Raw genomic sequence first — 17,470 nt, 5'->3', positions numbered from 1 at the left:
CTCTTTCCTCCTATGCTTCTATATGGATCGCACCGAATGCACATGCGCTCTCGCAGGCGCCGCACTTGATACATCTTGTGTCGTCAATGACATACGGTTCTTTGATCTTTCCGCTGATCGCCCCTGCAGGACAGTTTCTCGCACACTTGGAGCATCCTCTGCAGCGTTCCGGACTTATGACAAACCTGCGCAGCGCCGTACATGTGTGAGATACACATTTTTTCTCCACTACATGTTCCATATATTCCTCACGGAACAGCTTAAGCGTGCTCATAACCGGAAGCGCGGCGCTCTTCCCGAGGCCGCAGAGCGCAGTCTCCGTGATCGTCCTTGCAAGTTCATCCAGCGTATCCAGATCTTCTTCCCTGCCGTTGCCCTGTACGATCCGTTCCAGGATCTCCAGCATCCGCTTTGTACCCTCCCGGCACGGCACGCACTTCCCGCAGCTTTCGTTCTGGGTAAAGTTCATGAAGAAGCGAGCCACCTCTACCATACAAGTATGATCGTCCATGACGACAAGTCCTCCGGATCCGATCATGGCGCCCATCTTTTTCAGCGAATCAAAGTCCAGGCTTATATCCAGATGCTGCGTGATCAGACAGCCGCCGGAAGGCCCGCCTATCTGCACCGCCTTGAATTCCCCGTCTCCTTTGATCCCTCCCCCGATGTCGTATATGACTTCCCGCAGCGTCGTGCCCATCGGGACCTCGATAAGTCCTGTATTTTTCACGCTTCCCGTAAGTGCAAATGCTTTCGTACCCGGGCTGTTTTCCGGACCGATCGTCTTGTACCAGTCAGCGCCCCGGCTGATGATCATAGGTACATTGGCAAACGTTTCTACATTGTTAAGCACCGTCGGCTTGGCAAACAGCCCCTGCTCCACCGTGCGGGGCGGTTTTACCCTCGGCATGCCCCGGTTTCCTTCAATAGACGCTGTCAATGCGCTTCCCTCACCGCAGACAAACGCTCCGGCGCCCCGGTTGATATGCAGCCGGAAGGAAAACCCGGATCCAAGGATATCATCGCCGAGCAGTCCCCGCTCCTGCGCCTGCCTGATCGCCAGCTTCAGACGGCTTATGGCAAGCGGATACTCCGCGCGGACATAGATGTATCCTTCCTGCGCGCCCACCGCATATGCGGCGATCATCATTCCCTCGATCATCTTGTGAGGGTCCCCCTCCATGATGCTCCTGTCCATGAACGCTCCCGGATCGCCCTCATCGCCGTTACAGACAACGTATCTCGTCGTCTCGGGCTGTCTGGCCACCTGGCTCCATTTGTATCCAGTCTGGAAGCCGCCGCCTCCTCTGCCTCTTAAGTTGGAGTCAAGCACCTCCTGCACGACTTCCTCAGGCTTCATCTCAAACAGGACCTTCCCAAGCGCCTTATACCCTCCGTGTGCTATGTATTCCTCAATATGTTCTGCGTCGATATGCCCGCAGTTTTCCAGCACCAGCCTTGTCTGCCTCTTGTAAAACGGGATCTCCTCCTGTCTCTGGTACTCTATGCCGTCCTGTTTATACAGCAGATGCCGGATAATATCGCCTTTCTTTATCGTCCGCTCAAATATGGCTTCACAATCGTCCACAGACACCTTCGTGTAAAGAATTCCCATGGGTTCGATCCGCATCAGCGGACCCATCTCGCAGAATCCGTGACAGCCGCTCTTCTTAACACCGACGCCGCTCTCCCCGTGCGCCGCCTCCGGGGCAAACTCCACTTCTACGTCGGGACACTCTTCTGTAAGCCTTCTCATCTTTTCATATATTTCTCCCGAACCACCGGCCAGGCATCCGGTCCCTGCGCAGATGAGAATTCTGCATCTGCTCTGTTCTATCGCTTTTTTTGCGTTCCCCCGAACCAGCTCCAGTTTTTCTATATTTTCTATCCTCTGCATGTCTAAGCTCCTCTCAGTTCATGAATCAGTTCCGCCGCGGCATCCGGTGTCATGGCCGGATATACTTTGTCGTTCACCGTCAGCACCGGCGCAAGGCCGCAGGCTCCAAGACAGGACACCGTCTCAAGCGTAAACAGCATATCATCCGTTGTCACTTTCTCTTTTGAAAGACCGAGCTCGCTGTAAAGCCGTTCCAGAATCGGGATCGATTTTCTGACGTGACAGGCCGTACCGTCACATACCTTAATGACATATTTCCCTTTTGGCTCGAAGGAAAAATTCTCGTAGAATGTAGCAACGCTGTAGGCTTTGGCCTCCGTGATACCGAGTTTCCCCGCCACATAGCTCAAAAGCTCAGGAGGCAGATAACGGTATTCGCTCTGAATGTCCTGGATAATCGGAATGAGTGACGCATGGCCGCAGCCATGTGAGGCGATCACTTCATCTGCCTTGTCATAATAACTTTGTTCTAACATGTCATCCTCCTCTATTGGTTAATTTATTATCAATCTGAGCTTATTATATTTAATATTTGTACAAATTGCAATAGAATTTTGTTATTTATTTAACAAAATATACAGAATAATCATTCTCTGCCGATATACATTGAAAATGAAAATGAATAAGACGAAAATAAGGGCATCCTCCTTGCGGAGAATGCCCTTATAGACAATTTCTGATCGAAACCCGATTATTTTCTTAATCCAAGTCTCTCGATTAAAGAACGGTATCTTGTAATATCCTTGTTCTTCAAGTAAGCAAGTAATCCTCTTCTCTGTCCTACCATCTTAAGAAGACCTCTTCTTGAGTGGTGATCCTTCGGATTTGCCTTAAAGTGATCTGTAAGATCGTTGATCCTTGCTGTCAGAATGGCGATCTGTACTTCCGGAGAACCTGTATCTCCTTCTCCTCTGCCATATTCAGCGATGATCTGTTCTTTCTGCTCTTTTGAAACCATTACGTTTTCCTCCTGTTATTCTATATTGCACCGCCTGGCATTAAGCAATGGTTGGAGTCTTCCAATTACCGAACGCCGGCTGTTTACACTCATGTAGTATATCACAGAGGACCATTGAAGTAAAGCAGTATTTTCTCACATTCTTTACTCTTCTTCCTCATCGTCCTCCTCGTTGTCCTCCGGTTCCAGTATGGCGAACGCGATATTCGTCGCATGATCGGCCACACGCTCCAGACCCGATATCGTATCTGAAAATATCATGCCCGCCTCCGGCGTACATTTATTCTTCGTGAGACGTTTCACATGAGAACGCTGCAGCTTCTTCTCCCTGTCGTCGATCTCATCTTCCAGGTCGAGTATCTCCTGCATATGCTCCTGGTTGCGGTTCGTGAACATATCGAGGGAATACTCCAGTATCTCTGTCACCATGGCAGTCATATCATGGAGCTGCTTTTTAGCCTTGTCGCTGAACTCTACCCTGTCCGCAATACGCATCTTCGCAGAGTCCACGAAATTTTCCGCATGGTCGCCGATCCGCTCGATATCGTTCACTACGTGAAACAGCCCTCCTATGAGCTTTGCATCTGCCAGCGGCAGTTCGATCTCGTTGACCCGCACAAGATAGTCCGTGATCTTCTTGTTCAGAAAATCTATATACTTTTCTCTGCTGTACACCAAATTGATCTCTTCTTCATTCAGTGAACAGAGCGCGTCCATCCCTGTCTTTAAATTGGCGATCGCGATCTTCCCCATATGTTCGATCTCGCGGATTCCGTCAACAACAGCAGTCGCCGGAGATACAATGGAGCCTTCCCCGATAAACTGCAGCTCGAATCCATCCTCTGACGTCGCATCCTTTCCCGGTACGATCTTGTAAGTAGCCTTGACTACCCAGTTCATGAACGGGAACAGAAGAATCACTTCAAATATTTTGATCAGTGTATGCGTATTGGCGACTGCACGGGCCGCATTGCCTCCCGACAGTCTGAACAGCGCATCTGTGATCGGCGTCACGCCGACGAGCAGCACAATGAGGATGACCGCCGAACCGATGACGTTAAACAGAAAGTGGATCATGGCGGCGCGCTTGGCATCTTTCTTTCCGCCAAGACTCGCGATGAGCGCGGACACGCAGGAGCCTATGTTGCATCCGAGAATAAGGAACGGACAGATCGCAAAAGCCAGCAGTCCCTGGGAGGCCATCAATATTACGATACCTACCGTGGCGGATGAACTCTGCAGGACGGCTGTGATGACAAATCCGGTCAAAATGGCCGCAAACGGGTTCTTCAGCGATTTCAGAAGCTCCACGATATGAGGAGATTCCCGCAGGGAAGACATGGCGTCCCCCATGATGCTAAGCCCCATAAACAATATTCCAAAACCGAGGATGACTTCTCCCGCCCGTTTTATATTCAGCTTCTTGCAGAACATGACCATGACAACACCGACGATGACAAACAGCGGTGCAATGTCGGATAAGTTAAATGCGATCAGCTGTCCGGTGACCGTCGTACCGATGTTGGCGCCGAGGATTACTCCCGATGCCTGGAGCAGATTCATAAGACCGGAATTCACAAAGCTTACTACCATGACCGTCGTCGCGCTCGACGACTGTACGACAGCCGTGAACAGAATTCCTACCAGCATTCCGATAAACCTGTTCTTTGTAAAGAATTCCAGGATTCCCCTCATCTTGGCTCCCGCTGCTTTCTCAAGCCCCTCGCTCATGAGCTTCATTCCAAACAGGAACAGCCCCAGTCCCCCGAGCAGTAAGAAAAACGTTGTTATACTCATTTGTATTCTCCTCTATCCTAATCCGCCGCCATCTCAAAATACTGTCTTCCAAAGGCAATATCCCCGGCCACGCATTTCTTCATCTCTTCTACATCCGCAAACTTCTGTTCCGGCCTGCAAAACTCAAGCAGTTCTATTTGTACCTCTTTACCATATGCATCCCCGGAATAGTCAAACAGGTAGCTTTCCACAAGCAGCCGCTCCTCATCTGATACGGTCGGCTTCACGCCGATGTTGGCAATACCGTCATACCACACTCCGTCGACCTGTACCCTGTTCAGATACACGCCGTTAGGAGGCATCACCTTCTCCCTGGCAGGCGCTACGTTGAACGTCGGAAATCCCAGCCTTCTGCCAAGCTTCTTCCCGTGCTCCACAACCCCTTGAAGCCCGTACGGATATCCGAGCAGTTCACAGACAAAGGGCATATTTCCTTCCTTCAGTATCTGTTTGATATAGGTGCTGCTTATGATATGTCCTTCTCTGCGCTCCTTCTCTATCACAATGAGCTCATAGTCATATTTACGGGCATATGCCTGCAGCATGTGTATGTCCCCGCGCTTTCCATGGCCGAAGCGGAAATCAGTTCCTACAACTACATAAGCTGCACGGAATATATTACAGATCACATTTTCAATAAATTCCTCTGCCTCCATCCGGCTGAATTCTTCTGTAAAGGGGCAGTCCACAAGACAGTCCACTTCTTCCTCCAGATGGTTTTTCCTCTCGTCCTTTGTCATAAGGACTTCCCGGCTTATTCCCTTCTTTTCCCACAAAACGCTCATATCAAAGGCACAGACAATACTTTTTATATCATCCTGCCTGCCGTACTCCTTCACCATATCTGTCAGCTTCTTATGCCCCAGATGCAGGCCGTCAAACTTTCCGAGCGTCACTGCACTGCGGCCGTCCGCCTCATATGCTTCCAGACCTTTTATATATTGCATAGCTTATCCTCTATTTACTGTTTCTGTCAAAAAACATCTTTTTCACTCTGAAGTTATCCTCTGCGGACCTGTATTCATAGACCGCGATAAAGTTTCCTTCTCTGTCGTAGACCCTGACTTTCTCGCCGTCCGCCAGGCCTCCGCCCGTTTCCTGGGACACTCTGTGCGGAAATGTATTACCGTTGTACGCAAGTGGCTCCTGTTTCTCGTCGGCAACGATCTTCCTGTAATCCGGAAACATCTCATCGACCGGCACGACGGCTTCCATAAGCGTTCCGTCGTCCCTTTTCTTCTCGATCTCAGACAGACGGAGGCTTTCTGCAATCTCAAAACGTCCGGCCCGCGTACGGAAAAGCTGCTCCATACAGCCTCCGCAGCCAAGGCTCTGCCCGATATCATGGCAGAGTGTACGGATGTATGTCCCCTTAGAACAGTGGATCTCCATCCTGACTCTCGGCAGATCAACAGCAAGAATGCGTATTTCATGTATCCGGACTTTTCTTGCACTGCGTTCAACGACTTTTCCTTCTCTCGCCAACTCGTACAGTTTTCTTCCGTTCACTTTCACCGCGGAATACATGGGCGGCGTCTGCTCGTATTCCCCCGTGAACGAAAGCACAGCCCTGCGCACAGTCTCCTCTGTCAGATGTGACGTATCCTTCCCCGCCAGGATGACGCCGGATGTATCCTGGGTGTCAGTCTCTGTCCCGAGCAGCAGGACCGCCTCATATGTTTTATCTTTGTCTGTGAGCATATCGCAAAGCCGTGTCGCCTTCCCCATACACACGGGAAGAACGCCCTCCGCATCCGGATCAAGCGTCCCTGTATGTCCGATCTTTTTCTGTCTGGTGATTCCTCTCAGCTTGGCCACAACATCGTGAGAGGTAAAACCTTTCTCTTTATACACATTGATCACTCCGTGTATCATATGTTTTCTATGACTCCTTTTCTTCGGTATCGGGCAGCTGCAGCGCGATCTGCTTTATCACATTGCTCATCACGTCACGGTGTGTGCCTGTCATACTGAACCCGGCCGCCTTTTTATGTCCGCCTCCTCCGAAATACTGGGCAACACGGCTCACATCAACCATATCCCCGGAACGGAGGCTGACTTTGTAGACATTCGGCTCCAGCTCATACAGAAACAACGCCGCCTCAACGCCTTTGGTAACCCTCAACTGGCTCACGATACCGTCCAGATCTTTGGCGGTAACACCGTAAAATTCCATCTGCTTTTTTGTGAGATAAGACGCGATGCATCGTCCCTCCAGGAGAAGGATGCTCTCCAGCAGGGCACGGCCGAGTACCTGATTCTGTGCATACGTCTTCTCGTAAAATGTATCCTCTATGATCTTCGGACCGTCGATCCCTTTTCTCAGCAGCTCTGCCGCCGCCTCGAAGGTGGACGGTGAGGCGCAGGAATACTGAAAGACTCCCGTATCATGCACGATACCGAGATAAAGCGCCTCCGCCGTCCGTGTTGAGATCTTGTCTTTATCAGTGAGATCATACACCAGCTCTGAAGTAGAGCTGGCATCCGGGAATATATAATTCACATCTGCAAATTCCCGGTTGCTCACATGGTGGTCCACACAGAATGTCTTCCGGGCCGACCGGAACAACGGAAGAGAAAATCCCAGTCTGTCCGCGTCTCCGCAGTCCAGACAGATAAAAAGATCATATGTCTTCCCCTGCACGATCTCATGCCGGATATCCTTTGTTGCCTCAATAAACTTGTGCACATCCGGTATATCTTCCAGATATACATCCACCGCTTTTTCTTTCCAGACCTCACGGATGTACTGGTAAAGTCCCATACAGGAACCCACACAGTCTCCGTCAGGCCGTACATGCCCGCCGATCGCGATAGAATCTGCCTGAGCCAATAACTTATTCAGCATCTGCCTCATCCTTTACTGTTGTTTTCGTCACTTCTTCAATCTTCTTCGACATGTTGACTCCATATTCTATAGACTGGTCAAGGATAAACTTTATCTCAGGTGTATTGCGCATGTTGAGATTTCTTGCCAGTTCTCTGCGGATATAGCCTTCCGCGCTCTGCAGCCCTTTTATCGTCTCCTTCTGCGCTTCCTCGTCGCCAAGTACGCTTATATATGCCTTACACGTCTTGAGGTCAGGAGCAACCTCAGCCGCGACCACAGAGGTCCAGGGCGCCACTCTCGGATCCTTGATGCCGCCCCTTATAATGCTGCTCAGCTCCCGCTGCACTTCTGTGTTTACCCTTGTATTTTTAATGCTTCTTTTTTTCATTATTTACTCCCTTTTCCAGAGCCGCATGAATGCGTTATCTCGGTATTTCAACCATCTTGAAGGCTTCTACAAGGTCACCTTCCTTGATATCATTGAAATTCTGGAATACAAATCCACACTCATATCCTGCTCTAACTTCTTTTACATCATCTTTGAAACGTTTCAGAGATGCAAGAGGCCCGTCGAAAATGACGATCCCGTCTCTTGTGATCCGTACGGAACAGTCACGCTCAAATGTTCCGTCCAGCACATACGAACCGGCGATCGTGCCGATACCGGAAGCTTTGAATGTCTGACGGACTTCCGCATGGCCGAGGACCTTCTCCTCAAACACCGGATCCAGAAGACCCTTCATCGCTGCTTCTACATCTTCTATCGCATTGTATATGACGCGGTAAAGTCTCAGGTCCACGCCTTCCCGCTCTGCCGTCTCCTTGGCCGTCGCATCCGGGCGTACGTTAAATCCTATTATGATCGCGTTTGACGCGGATGCAAGACTTACATCAGATTCATTGATCGCTCCGACGCCTCCGTGTATGATCTTAACGACTACCTCTTCGTTAGACAGCTTCAGAAGACTCTGCTTCAGAGCCTCGACCGAACCTTGTACATCTGCCTTTACCACGATGCCAAGTTCCTTTAAGTTTCCTTCTTTGATCTGTGTGAACAGATCATCCAGTGACAGTTTTGCCTTCGTCTCATCAAGCAGCTTCACCTTGCCCTGTGAGATAAATGTCTCTGCAAAGCTTCTTGCTTCCTTATCATTCGCGCATCCTACAAATACCTCTCCGGCGTTCGGCACATCATTCAGTCCGAGGATCTCCACCGGCACGGACGGACCTGCTTCTTTGACGCGTCTGCCCTTGTCGTCCATCATGGCGCGCACTTTACCGTAAGCAGAGCCGGCTGCGATGGAATCTCCTACGCGCAGTGTTCCTTTTTGTACGAGGACTGTGGCGACAGGGCCTTTTCCTTTATCAAGCTCCGCTTCTATAATGAGACCTCTCGCACGCCTGTTTGCATTGGCCTTAAGTTCCATGACTTCTGCCGTGAGCGTGATCATCTCCATGAGTTCTTCAAGTCCTTCTCCGGACTTCGCGGATACCGGAACAAATATCGTACTTCCGCCCCAGTCTTCCGGGATCAGTTCGTACTCTGCCAGCTCCTGTTTTACTCTGTCTATATTGGCGCTTGGCTTGTCGATCTTGTTGACTGCCACAACGATCTCTATGCCGGCAGCCTTGGCATGGTTGATCGCCTCAACTGTCTGCGGCATCACACCGTCGTCAGCTGCAACAACGAGGATGGCAATATCTGTGGAGCTTGCGCCGCGCATACGCATAGCTGTGAAAGCTTCATGCCCCGGAGTATCGAGGAAGGTGATGCGCTCACCGTTGACTTCAACGACATATGCCCCTATATGCTGCGTGATCCCGCCTGCTTCTCTGTCTATCACATTCGTGTGCCTGATGGCATCCAGAAGAGAAGTCTTACCGTGGTCAACGTGACCCATAACACACACGACCGGAGGACGCTTCTTCATCTTCTTCTCGTCTTCGTCTTCCTCTTTCAGAAGCTCTTCGATCACATCTATCTGTTCCTCTTTTTCACAGAGCACATCGAACTCCAGCGCGATCTCTTCCGCTGTGGCATAATCGATCTCCTGGTTTACCGTAACGATCTTGCCCTGAAGGAAAAGCTTCTTCACAATAACGGACGGCACGATCTTCATCTTGTCTGCCAGCTCTTTGATCGTGAGAACCTCCGGGATCGTGATCGCCTTGATCTCTTCCTCTACCTTTACAGCCTTCTGCTGTGGTTTCTGGATGTCTTTCTTGACATCTGTCTTCTGTTTCTTGCCTTTGTTTCTGTCGTCCTCGTCACGGCGGTAATCTTTCTTCTTATAATCGTCTTTTCCTTTGCCCTTGCTGCGCTGCGGCTTCTGTCCTTCCAGCGCCGGAGAAGGAACGGACGTATTCTTTTTATCGTTTGGACGGTCGTATCTTTCCCCAGGTCTTCTCGACTGATTTCTGTCATTCTGATAAGCCGGTCTGTCGCCTCCCTGCGGGCGCCCTGTGCGGCTGCCCTGCGGTCTGTCCTGATTGTAGGACGGACGGCCGTTCTGCGGCCTTGTTCCCTGAGGACGGCCATTCTGCGGACGGTTTCCCTGGCGTTCCCCGCGGTTTCCGTTTCTGTCCGCCCCCTGTGCAGGGCGGCCGTTCTGCGGTCTGTCCTGGTTATATGACGGACGCGCCCCCTGTGGTCTGTCCTGAGACTGCGCGGGACGGCTGCCCTGCGGTCTGTCCTGAGACTGCGCCTGGCGTGCGCCCTGCGGTCTGTCCTGATGGTATGCCGGGCGTGTATTCTGTGGTCTGTCCTGAGACTGCGCCGGGCGGCTGCCCTGCGGTCTGTCCTGCCCCTGTACCGGGCGGGCGTTCTGCGGTCTGTCCTGGCTCTGTGCCGGGCGGGCGTTCTGTGGTCTGTCCTGCCCCTGCGTGGGACGCGCGCTCTGTGTCTGTCTTGCGGGACGCCCGTTATTCACCTGCATCGGCTTGCCCTGAGGCTGCTGTCCCTGCTGCCCTTGTCTCGCGCCCTGGCGGTTTCCATGTTTACCGGCATTCTGCGTATTCTGCGGACGGAACACGTGCACGATATTTTTCTTTTTAGGCGCGGCTGCTTCTTTGTCCCCAGCTTCTGCTTTATCCGGGACCGCTGCTTTGCCCATGCTCTTTTTTACCATATCCGCATCTGTGTCCTCCAGCGTGCTCATATGACTCTTTACTTCTATATTCTTTTTGCCGAGGAACTCGATGATATCCTTACTGTGGACATCAAGTTCCTTTGCTAATTCATAAACTTTAATTTTTGACATACTAACTACCTCCTTTATGCAATCGTATTATCTTCTGTATCCATATGCTTTCTGATTCCTTTTGCAAATCCCTCGTCAAGTACCGCAAGAGAAGCCCGGAACTCTTTTCCCATTGCATGCCCCAAGGTATCTTTATCTTTATAAAAATAGATTGGCACTTCATAGAAGTCACACATGTTCTGAAATTTCTTCTTCGTGTTATCTGATGCGTCCCCTGCCACGATCACGAGCGCGGCTCTTCCCGACTTTACTTCCTTTTCCGTACAGAACTCGCCGCTCGCCGTCTTTCCGGCCTTGGTGGCAAGGCCGATCAGGGATAATATCTTATTTTGACTCAAGCGACCCCATCTCCTTTTCCAGCGTCTCGTATACTTTGCCCGGAATGGACTGCTTAAAAGAACGCTCCAGGCCTTTGTTTTTGACCGCCTTGTCAAGGCACGCTCTCGTTGGGCACACATAAGCGCCGCGTCCGTTTTTCTTGCCGGTGGCGTCCAGAAGAAAGTCTCCTTCTTCTGTCCGGATAACCCGAATCATTTCCTTTTTACTCTTCATTTCCTGACAGCCCACACATTTGCGCATGGGCACCTTTTTACTGCTGCTCAAACAATCACCCTATTCCTCTGTATCTGTAACGTCTATGTCCTCGGCGGCGCCGTCATCATAATCCTCCGGATACTCTTCCGTGTATTCGCCGTCAAAGTCATCCTCATACATCTCTTCCTCATATACGCCTTCACTCAGTTCCATATAATTCTCCGGCAGTTCTCCGGATTCGATCGCCTGTGTCTCACTCTTGATATCGATCTTGTATCCGGTAAGCCTTGCCGCGAGTCTGGCGTTCTGTCCCTCTTTACCGATCGCCAGTGAAAGCTGATAGTCAGGTACGATGACACTCGCAGCTTTCTCATCCGGATCAGCCATAACGGAGATGACTTTTGCCGGACTGAGTGCGTTTTCAATCAGGATAGCCGGATTGTCGCTCCAGTTGATAATGTCGATCTTCTCGCCGCGGAGTTCGTTGACGATCGTATTCACTCTCGCCCCGTTCATGCCGACACAGGCGCCGACCGGATCTACGTCCGGATCGTTGGACCACACTGCGATCTTCGTCCTGCTTCCGGCTTCTCTTGCAATGCTCTTGATCTCAACGGTGCCGTCTTTCACCTCTGTCACTTCCGACTCAAAAAGACGCTTCACAAGTTCAGGATGTGTCCGGGATACGAGGATCTTTGGACCTTTCGTCGTATTCTTTACTTCCACAACGTACAGCTTGATACGTTCTGTCGGCTTGAACACTTCCCCTTTGACCTGCTCATTCTCTGTGAGCATGGCGTCGGCCTTACCGAGGTTAATGCTGATATTTTTACCTACATACCGCTGGACAATACCGGTCACGATATCTTTTTCTTTCTCAAAATACTGGTCGTAGACAACTTTTCTCTCTTCTTCCCGGATTTTCTGCAGAATGAGGTTCTTTGCATTCTGTGTGGCGATCCGCCCGAACGACTTGGATTCTATCGGTATCTGTACGATATCCCCGAGCTCAAACGTGCTGTCGATCTCTCTCGCATCCTCAAGGCTTATCTGCTCCAGATCATCTTCCACCTCTTCCACTGCCGTCTTTTCAGCGAACACTTTGTAATCACAAGTCTCTCTGTCCATGATGACTTTTATGTTGTCTGCCTTTCCGAAATGGTTCTTACATGCATTCAGCAATGAATTCTCTATTGCATCCAGCAGCGTCTCTTTACTGATATCCTTTTCCTTTTCCAAAATATTTAACGCTTCCAATAACTCTGTGTTCATTACTATTCTCCTCCTAAAATCTAAAAATCGAACGCTAAGCGAATAAGCGCGATATCGCTTTTGGCAAATGTTTTTAAGGTCTCATCTTCCTGCATTATTGTAACTGTACTGTCGTCATATTCCTTCAGTATCCCGAAGAACTCTTTCTGTTTATCCATCATGCGGTAGGTTCTGATCTCGACTTCTTCTCCAAGGCTTCTTTTAAAATCCTTTTCTTTCTTAAGCGGCCTGCCAAGCCCCGGGGAACTCACTTCCATAATATAGGCGTCATCAATGTAATCTTTCTCATCCAGTATATCGGACAGCCTACGGCTTACCTTCTCGCAGTCATCTATATTGATGCCGCCCGGCTTGTCGATATATGCCCGCAGATACCACGTACTGCCTTCCTTTACATACTCGACATCCACCAGCTCAAATCCGTATTCCTCTACGATCGGGAGCAGGATCTCTTCCGTCTTCTGTTCGTATATTTCTCTCTTTGACAATTTCTAACTTCCTTTCCTACCAACAAAGAAGAGTGAACTTTCGTTCACTCTTCTGCCGTTTTCTTTATGTAACTGTCACTTAGTATAACACCGTTCACCTTGAAATGCAAGGAAATACGGGAAAAACTTTACTTTTTGGCCGGCCGGGAGCACAGGAGACATGTTCCCCTGCGCCGTCTAACCTCTGTTTTTCACTCCCTGGGTATCACGCTTACCTGATTTCAGACGGTTGAGCGTCACTTCTTTTTCCTTGTACACTACTTTCGTCTCCGTGCCTTCCTCAAAGAGATACGCATGCTCGACTTCGTCATTTTTGTGAAGCCTGATCCCCCTTACGCCGATGGCTCCCTTCTTCTTCTCCGACACCTCTCCTGCCGGGAACCGCAGGAAATATCCGTCCGCAGTCTGCAGCACGATATTCTGGCTGTCATTGATCACCTGCACGCTTATGAGCTCGTCTTCCTCCTGAAGCTTTGTGGCGGCTATCGTACGCTTGGCAACCTGGAATTCCGAGCCGTCCACCTTCTTTACCATACCCGTCTTCGTGACGAACAAAAGCCTGGCGATCTGCATCTGCTGGGCATCGCACAGATAAACGATCGTCTCCTGCGTGCTGTCGTAGTTGCTCACATTGTCGATCGGCTGGCCTTTGTCACGGAATTTCCCGTACGGAAGATCCAGTACCTTTATCTGATGCATCTTACCGGTGTTGGTGAACAGACATATCTTCCCTGTGTTCATACAGGAAAGTACATACCGGTTCTCCGCGTCGGCCGCCTCTTTATTGCGCTCATACACTGCCGTATCTACTGTCTTGGCGTAACCGAAGCGGTCCATGAGGAATACGACTTCCTGTTCTTCTATCTTATTTTCTTCAAATACGGCTGCCTCGGCATTTTCCACCGCGGTGCGCCGGCTGCGCCCGTATTCTTTTTTGATCCTGTCCAGATCTTCCATGATGACTTCTGACATGGAATCATAATTATTCAGGATATCCTCATATGAGGCGATATGCTCAAGCGTCTCTTCGTGCTCCTTCTGAAGCGCCTCGATCTCCAGCCCGATCAGCTTATACAGACGCATCTCCAGGATGGCGGATGCCTGGCGCTCGGTAAACCGGAGCATTGCGGCCATCTTCTTTGAGATAGAGGTCTTGAACTTGATATTCTCCGTCACGCCTTTAGTGAGGCAGGCCTTGGCGTCTTTGACCGACTGGCTTCCCCGCAGTATTTCTATGATAAGGTCGATGACGTCACAGGCTTTGATAAGACCTTCCTGAATCTCTTTCTTATCCAGCTCCTTTGCGAGAAGATTCTTATACTTGCGCGTGGCAAGCTCAAACTGGAAATCCACGTGATGCTCGATGATCTGCTTAAGTCCCATCGTCTCCGGCCGGCCGTCAGCGACCGCCAGCATGTTGACGCCGAACGTGTCTTCCAGGCGGGTCTTCTTATAGAGCATATTCGTAAGATTTTCGGCATCGGCTCCCTTTTTCAGCTCAATGACGATACGTATGCCTTCTTTGGACGACTGATTTGAGATGTCCACGATGTCATTGGTCTTTTTGGACTCCACGAGGGCGCACACGTCATTGAGGAACTTTCCGATCCCCGCGCCTATCATCGTATACGGGATCTCCGTCACCACGAGGCGCTTCTTGCCGCCCTTCATATCTTCCGTCTCCACCTTGCCCCGGATCTTGATCTTTCCGGCGCCGCTCTCATAGATATCCGGCAGATCGTCCTTATTGACGACGATCCCCCCGGTCGGAAAGTCAGGTCCCTTCATATATCTCATCAGCTGTTTCGTGCTGATCTCATCGTTTTTCATATATGCCTTCACGGCGTCGACCACTTCCCCCAGATTGTGGGGCGGTATACTCGTCGCCATGCCGACAGCGATTCCTTCCGCACCGTTTATGAGCAGATTGGGCACGCGCACCGGCAGCACTTCCGGCTCTTTCTCCGTCTCGTCGAAGTTCGGGACAAAATCCACAATATCCTTGTCCAGGTCGGACAGATATGCGTCCTGCGTAAGCTTTGCAAGGCGGGCCTCCGTATACCTCATAGCCGCCGCGCCGTCCCCTTCGATCGATCCGAAGTTGCCGTGGCCGTCAACAAGAATCATTCCTTTCTTAAATTCCTGCGCCATGACTACGAGCGCGTCATAGATAGAGCTGTCGCCGTGGGGGTGGTATTTACCCATCGTATCCCCGACTATACGGGCGCATTTCCGGTACGGCCTGTCGTAGCGGATGCCAAGCTCGTGCATGTCGTAGAGCGTCCTTCTCTGTACCGGCTTCAGTCCGTCGCGCACGTCAGGCAGGGCTCTCGCTACGATAACACTCATCGCATAATCAATGTATGATTTTTTCATCAAATCCGAATATTCGGTTCTTATGATCTGTGAATCCTGCATTTTATCTTCTCCCTTTTATATATCCAGTTCTGCCTCAGTGGCATTTTCGTAGATAAATGTTCTTCTCGGAGGAACTTCCGTCCCCATCAGCATCTCGGTAACGCCGGACGCCATCCTGGCATCTTCTATCTCTATCCGTTTCAGCAGCCGCGTCTCTGGATTCAGGGTCGTCTCCCAGAGCTGCTGCGCATCCATTTCCCCGAGGCCTTTGTACCGCTGCAGCGTAAACGGACCGTCGTGTTTTCTGCGGTAGCGTTCCAGCGCCTTGTCGTCGTACAGGTACTCCTCTTCCCCTTTTTTCGGTATGGCCTTATAAAGAGGCGGCATGGCAACATATACATGTCCCTCATAGATAAGCTCCGGCATGAACCGGTAGAACAAGGTCAAAAGCAGCGTAGAGATATGAGCCCCGTCCACATCCGCGTCCGCCATAATGATGATCTTATCATAGCGCAGGCCGCTGATGTCAAAGTCGTTGCCGTATCCTTCCGAGAAACCGCAGCCGAATGCGTTGATCATCGTTTTGATCTCCGCATTGGCAAGTATTTTGTCGATACTGGCCTTCTCCACGTTGAGTATTTTCCCCCGGATAGGGAGGATCGCCTGGAACATCCGGTCACGCGCCGTCTTGGCGGAGCCGCCGGCAGAGTCTCCCTCCACGATAAAGATCTCACACCTGGAGGCATCCCGGCTCTCGCAGTTGGCAAGCTTTCCGTTGCTGTCGAAGGAATATTTCTGCTTTGTCAGCAGATTGGTCTTGGCCTTCTCCTCTGTCTTTCTTATTTTTGCCGCTTTCTCCGCGCACGCGATGACCTTTTTCAGGTTGTCCAGATTCCGGTCAAAATATCTCGTGATCTCATCGTTCGTCACTTTGCTGACCGCCTTGGCTGCGTCAGGGTTGTCCAGCTTCGTCTTTGTCTGACCCTCAAATCTCGGATCCGGGTGCTTGATGGAGACGATGGCCGTCATGCCGTTGCGTATATCCGCGCCCGTAAAGTTGGCGTCCTTCTCTTTCAGTATTCCGAGTTCTCTCGCATACTGGTTCATGACCGTCGTGAATGTCGTCTTAAACCCGGTCAGATGGGTGCCTCCCTCGGCATTATAGATATTGTTGCAGAAGCCGAGCACATTTTCATGAAACTCATTCACATACTGGAAGGCCGCCTCCACTTCGATCCCCTCGGCGACTCCCTTAAAATATACCGGTTCATGGACCGCTTCATTCTTCTGGTTCAGTTCTTTTATGAAGCCGAGTATCCCGTCCGGCTCATGGTATACGATACGCTCGGGCGTCTCCCCGCGCAGATCTTCAAAGATGATCGTAAGCGTCGGGTTCAGATAGGCTGTCTCGTGCATCCTGCTCTTGACTTCATCCGCCCGGAATCTGGTCTTCTCAAATATGGTGTCATCGGGAAGGAAATTGATCTTTGTACCGGTTTTTTTTGTCTTTCCGGTCTTCGGAAGAAGACCGTCCTCGAGTTCTATGACCGGTTTGCCGCGCTCATAGCGGTCATGGTGGATATACCCTTCCCTGCTTACCTGCACGTCCATATAGGCAGAGAGAGCGTTTACTACAGAAGACCCCACTCCATGCAGACCTCCGCTCGTTTTGTACGATGAGTCGTCAAACTTGCCTCCTGCATGAAGCGTGGTATATACGATACGTTCTGCCGACACTCCTTTTGCGTGGAGTCCTACCGGGACACCGCGCCCGTTGTCGGATACGGTGGCAGATCCGTCTTTTTCCAGTGTCACGCGTATCTCATCACAGCACCCTGCCAGATGCTCATCCACCGCGTTATCTACGATCTCGTAGATCAGGTGGTTCAGGCCCTTTGTGGAAACACTTCCGATATACATACCTGGTCTTTTCCGTACTGCCTCCAGCCCCTCCAATATAGATATACTGTCAGCATCATATGTATTTTTCTTTGCCATTCCTTCAGTTCCTTTCTCTTGTATCTTCATCAATTTCCGCCTGTAAAACGGCGGAAAATTCCATGCTCTCAAAAAAAA

General features: G+C 50.7%; 15 protein-coding genes. All 15 read right to left on the bottom strand.

Annotated features, from left to right (window positions below; translation table 11 throughout):
- Positions 1-10: 10 nt before the first annotated feature.
- The 15 genes from nuoF to LAJLEIBI_RS07445 all read right to left on the bottom strand — a co-directional run bounded on the left by nuoF (position 11) and on the right by LAJLEIBI_RS07445 (position 17,392).
- Positions 11-1,897 carry an NADH-quinone oxidoreductase subunit NuoF gene (gene nuoF, locus LAJLEIBI_RS07515; protein ID WP_006444066.1) on the bottom strand — a complete coding sequence of 629 codons (1,887 nt, stop codon included), beginning with the start codon at positions 1,895-1,897 and terminating at the stop codon, positions 11-13.
- A gap of 2 nt (positions 1,898-1,899) precedes the next feature.
- Positions 1,900-2,373 carry a complex I 24 kDa subunit family protein gene (locus LAJLEIBI_RS07510; protein ID WP_006444065.1) on the bottom strand — a complete coding sequence of 158 codons (474 nt, stop codon included), beginning with the start codon at positions 2,371-2,373 and terminating at the stop codon, positions 1,900-1,902.
- 215 nt (positions 2,374-2,588) lie between these two features.
- The gene (rpsO, locus tag LAJLEIBI_RS07505; protein ID WP_006444064.1) at positions 2,589-2,855 is read right to left on the bottom strand and encodes a 30S ribosomal protein S15; all 267 of its coding nucleotides are present in this window, start codon (positions 2,853-2,855) and stop codon (positions 2,589-2,591) included.
- A gap of 144 nt (positions 2,856-2,999) precedes the next feature.
- Positions 3,000-4,652 (bottom strand): Na/Pi cotransporter family protein, encoded by a 1,653-nt coding sequence (locus LAJLEIBI_RS07500; RefSeq protein ID WP_006444063.1) that lies wholly within the window; start codon positions 4,650-4,652, stop codon positions 3,000-3,002.
- A gap of 17 nt (positions 4,653-4,669) precedes the next feature.
- Positions 4,670-5,599, bottom strand: coding sequence for a bifunctional riboflavin kinase/FAD synthetase (locus tag LAJLEIBI_RS07495; RefSeq protein WP_006444062.1), 930 nt, complete (start codon positions 5,597-5,599; stop codon positions 4,670-4,672).
- Between the two features lie 10 nt (positions 5,600-5,609).
- Positions 5,610-6,527 (bottom strand): tRNA pseudouridine(55) synthase TruB, encoded by a 918-nt coding sequence (gene truB, locus LAJLEIBI_RS07490; protein WP_006444061.1) that lies wholly within the window; start codon positions 6,525-6,527, stop codon positions 5,610-5,612.
- 7 nt (positions 6,528-6,534) lie between these two features.
- Entirely contained in the window at positions 6,535-7,500 is a 966-nt protein-coding gene (locus tag LAJLEIBI_RS07485; protein WP_006444060.1) for a DHH family phosphoesterase, read from the bottom strand.
- Positions 7,490-7,870, bottom strand: coding sequence for a 30S ribosome-binding factor RbfA (rbfA, locus tag LAJLEIBI_RS07480; RefSeq protein ID WP_006444059.1), 381 nt, complete (start codon positions 7,868-7,870; stop codon positions 7,490-7,492). Before rbfA ends, LAJLEIBI_RS07485 begins: the two co-directional genes overlap by 11 nt.
- A gap of 34 nt (positions 7,871-7,904) precedes the next feature.
- Positions 7,905-10,742 carry a translation initiation factor IF-2 gene (gene infB, locus LAJLEIBI_RS07475; protein ID WP_006444058.1) on the bottom strand — a complete coding sequence of 946 codons (2,838 nt, stop codon included), beginning with the start codon at positions 10,740-10,742 and terminating at the stop codon, positions 7,905-7,907.
- Between the two features lie 14 nt (positions 10,743-10,756).
- Positions 10,757-11,080, bottom strand: coding sequence for a L7Ae/L30e/S12e/Gadd45 family ribosomal protein (locus tag LAJLEIBI_RS07470; protein WP_006444057.1), 324 nt, complete (start codon positions 11,078-11,080; stop codon positions 10,757-10,759).
- Complete coding sequence (rnpM, locus tag LAJLEIBI_RS07465) at positions 11,067-11,321, bottom strand: RNase P modulator RnpM (RefSeq protein ID WP_006444056.1); 255 nt, start codon at positions 11,319-11,321, stop codon at positions 11,067-11,069. Before rnpM ends, LAJLEIBI_RS07470 begins: the two co-directional genes overlap by 14 nt.
- A gap of 33 nt (positions 11,322-11,354) precedes the next feature.
- The gene (nusA, locus tag LAJLEIBI_RS07460) at positions 11,355-12,548 is read right to left on the bottom strand and encodes a transcription termination factor NusA (RefSeq protein WP_006444055.1); all 1,194 of its coding nucleotides are present in this window, start codon (positions 12,546-12,548) and stop codon (positions 11,355-11,357) included.
- A gap of 20 nt (positions 12,549-12,568) precedes the next feature.
- The gene (locus tag LAJLEIBI_RS07455; protein WP_006444054.1) at positions 12,569-13,036 is read right to left on the bottom strand and encodes a ribosome maturation factor RimP; all 468 of its coding nucleotides are present in this window, start codon (positions 13,034-13,036) and stop codon (positions 12,569-12,571) included.
- Positions 13,037-13,213: 177 nt separating this feature from the next.
- Entirely contained in the window at positions 13,214-15,454 is a 2,241-nt protein-coding gene (locus LAJLEIBI_RS07450) for a DNA gyrase/topoisomerase IV subunit A (protein WP_006444053.1), read from the bottom strand.
- A gap of 15 nt (positions 15,455-15,469) precedes the next feature.
- A complete protein-coding gene (locus LAJLEIBI_RS07445) occupies positions 15,470-17,392 on the bottom strand; it encodes a DNA gyrase/topoisomerase IV subunit B (protein ID WP_040435697.1) in 1,923 nt (640 codons plus the stop codon).
- Positions 17,393-17,470: the final 78 nt, after the last annotated feature.

The sequence above is a fragment of the [Clostridium] hylemonae DSM 15053 genome, from assembly GCF_008281175.1.
GTDB lineage: Bacteria > Bacillota > Clostridia > Lachnospirales > Lachnospiraceae > Extibacter > Extibacter hylemonae.
Note: the sequence above shows the minus strand (reverse complement) of the source record. Positions and strands in the feature narration are given on the sequence as shown.

Bases quoted from the DNA above. Each gene is read 5' to 3' on its own strand.
- nuoF (WP_006444066.1), bottom strand. From the start codon at position 1,897: ATGCAGAGGATAGAAAATATAGAAAAACTGGAGCTGGTTCGGGGGAAC.
- LAJLEIBI_RS07510 (WP_006444065.1), bottom strand. From the start codon at position 2,373: ATGTTAGAACAAAGTTATTATGACAAGGCAGATGAAGTGATCGCCTCA.
- rpsO (WP_006444064.1), bottom strand. From the start codon at position 2,855: ATGGTTTCAAAAGAGCAGAAAGAACAGATCATCGCTGAATATGGCAGA.
- LAJLEIBI_RS07500 (WP_006444063.1), bottom strand. From the start codon at position 4,652: ATGAGTATAACAACGTTTTTCTTACTGCTCGGGGGACTGGGGCTGTTC.
- LAJLEIBI_RS07495 (WP_006444062.1), bottom strand. From the start codon at position 5,599: ATGCAATATATAAAAGGTCTGGAAGCATATGAGGCGGACGGCCGCAGT.
- truB (WP_006444061.1), bottom strand. From the start codon at position 6,527: ATGATACACGGAGTGATCAATGTGTATAAAGAGAAAGGTTTTACCTCT.
- LAJLEIBI_RS07485 (WP_006444060.1), bottom strand. From the start codon at position 7,500: ATGCTGAATAAGTTATTGGCTCAGGCAGATTCTATCGCGATCGGCGGG.
- rbfA (WP_006444059.1), bottom strand. From the start codon at position 7,870: ATGAAAAAAAGAAGCATTAAAAATACAAGGGTAAACACAGAAGTGCAG.
- infB (WP_006444058.1), bottom strand. From the start codon at position 10,742: ATGTCAAAAATTAAAGTTTATGAATTAGCAAAGGAACTTGATGTCCAC.
- rnpM (WP_006444056.1), bottom strand. From the start codon at position 11,321: ATGCGCAAATGTGTGGGCTGTCAGGAAATGAAGAGTAAAAAGGAAATG.
- nusA (WP_006444055.1), bottom strand. From the start codon at position 12,548: ATGAACACAGAGTTATTGGAAGCGTTAAATATTTTGGAAAAGGAAAAG.
- LAJLEIBI_RS07450 (WP_006444053.1), bottom strand. From the start codon at position 15,454: ATGCAGGATTCACAGATCATAAGAACCGAATATTCGGATTTGATGAAA.
- LAJLEIBI_RS07445 (WP_040435697.1), bottom strand. From the start codon at position 17,392: ATGGCAAAGAAAAATACATATGATGCTGACAGTATATCTATATTGGAG.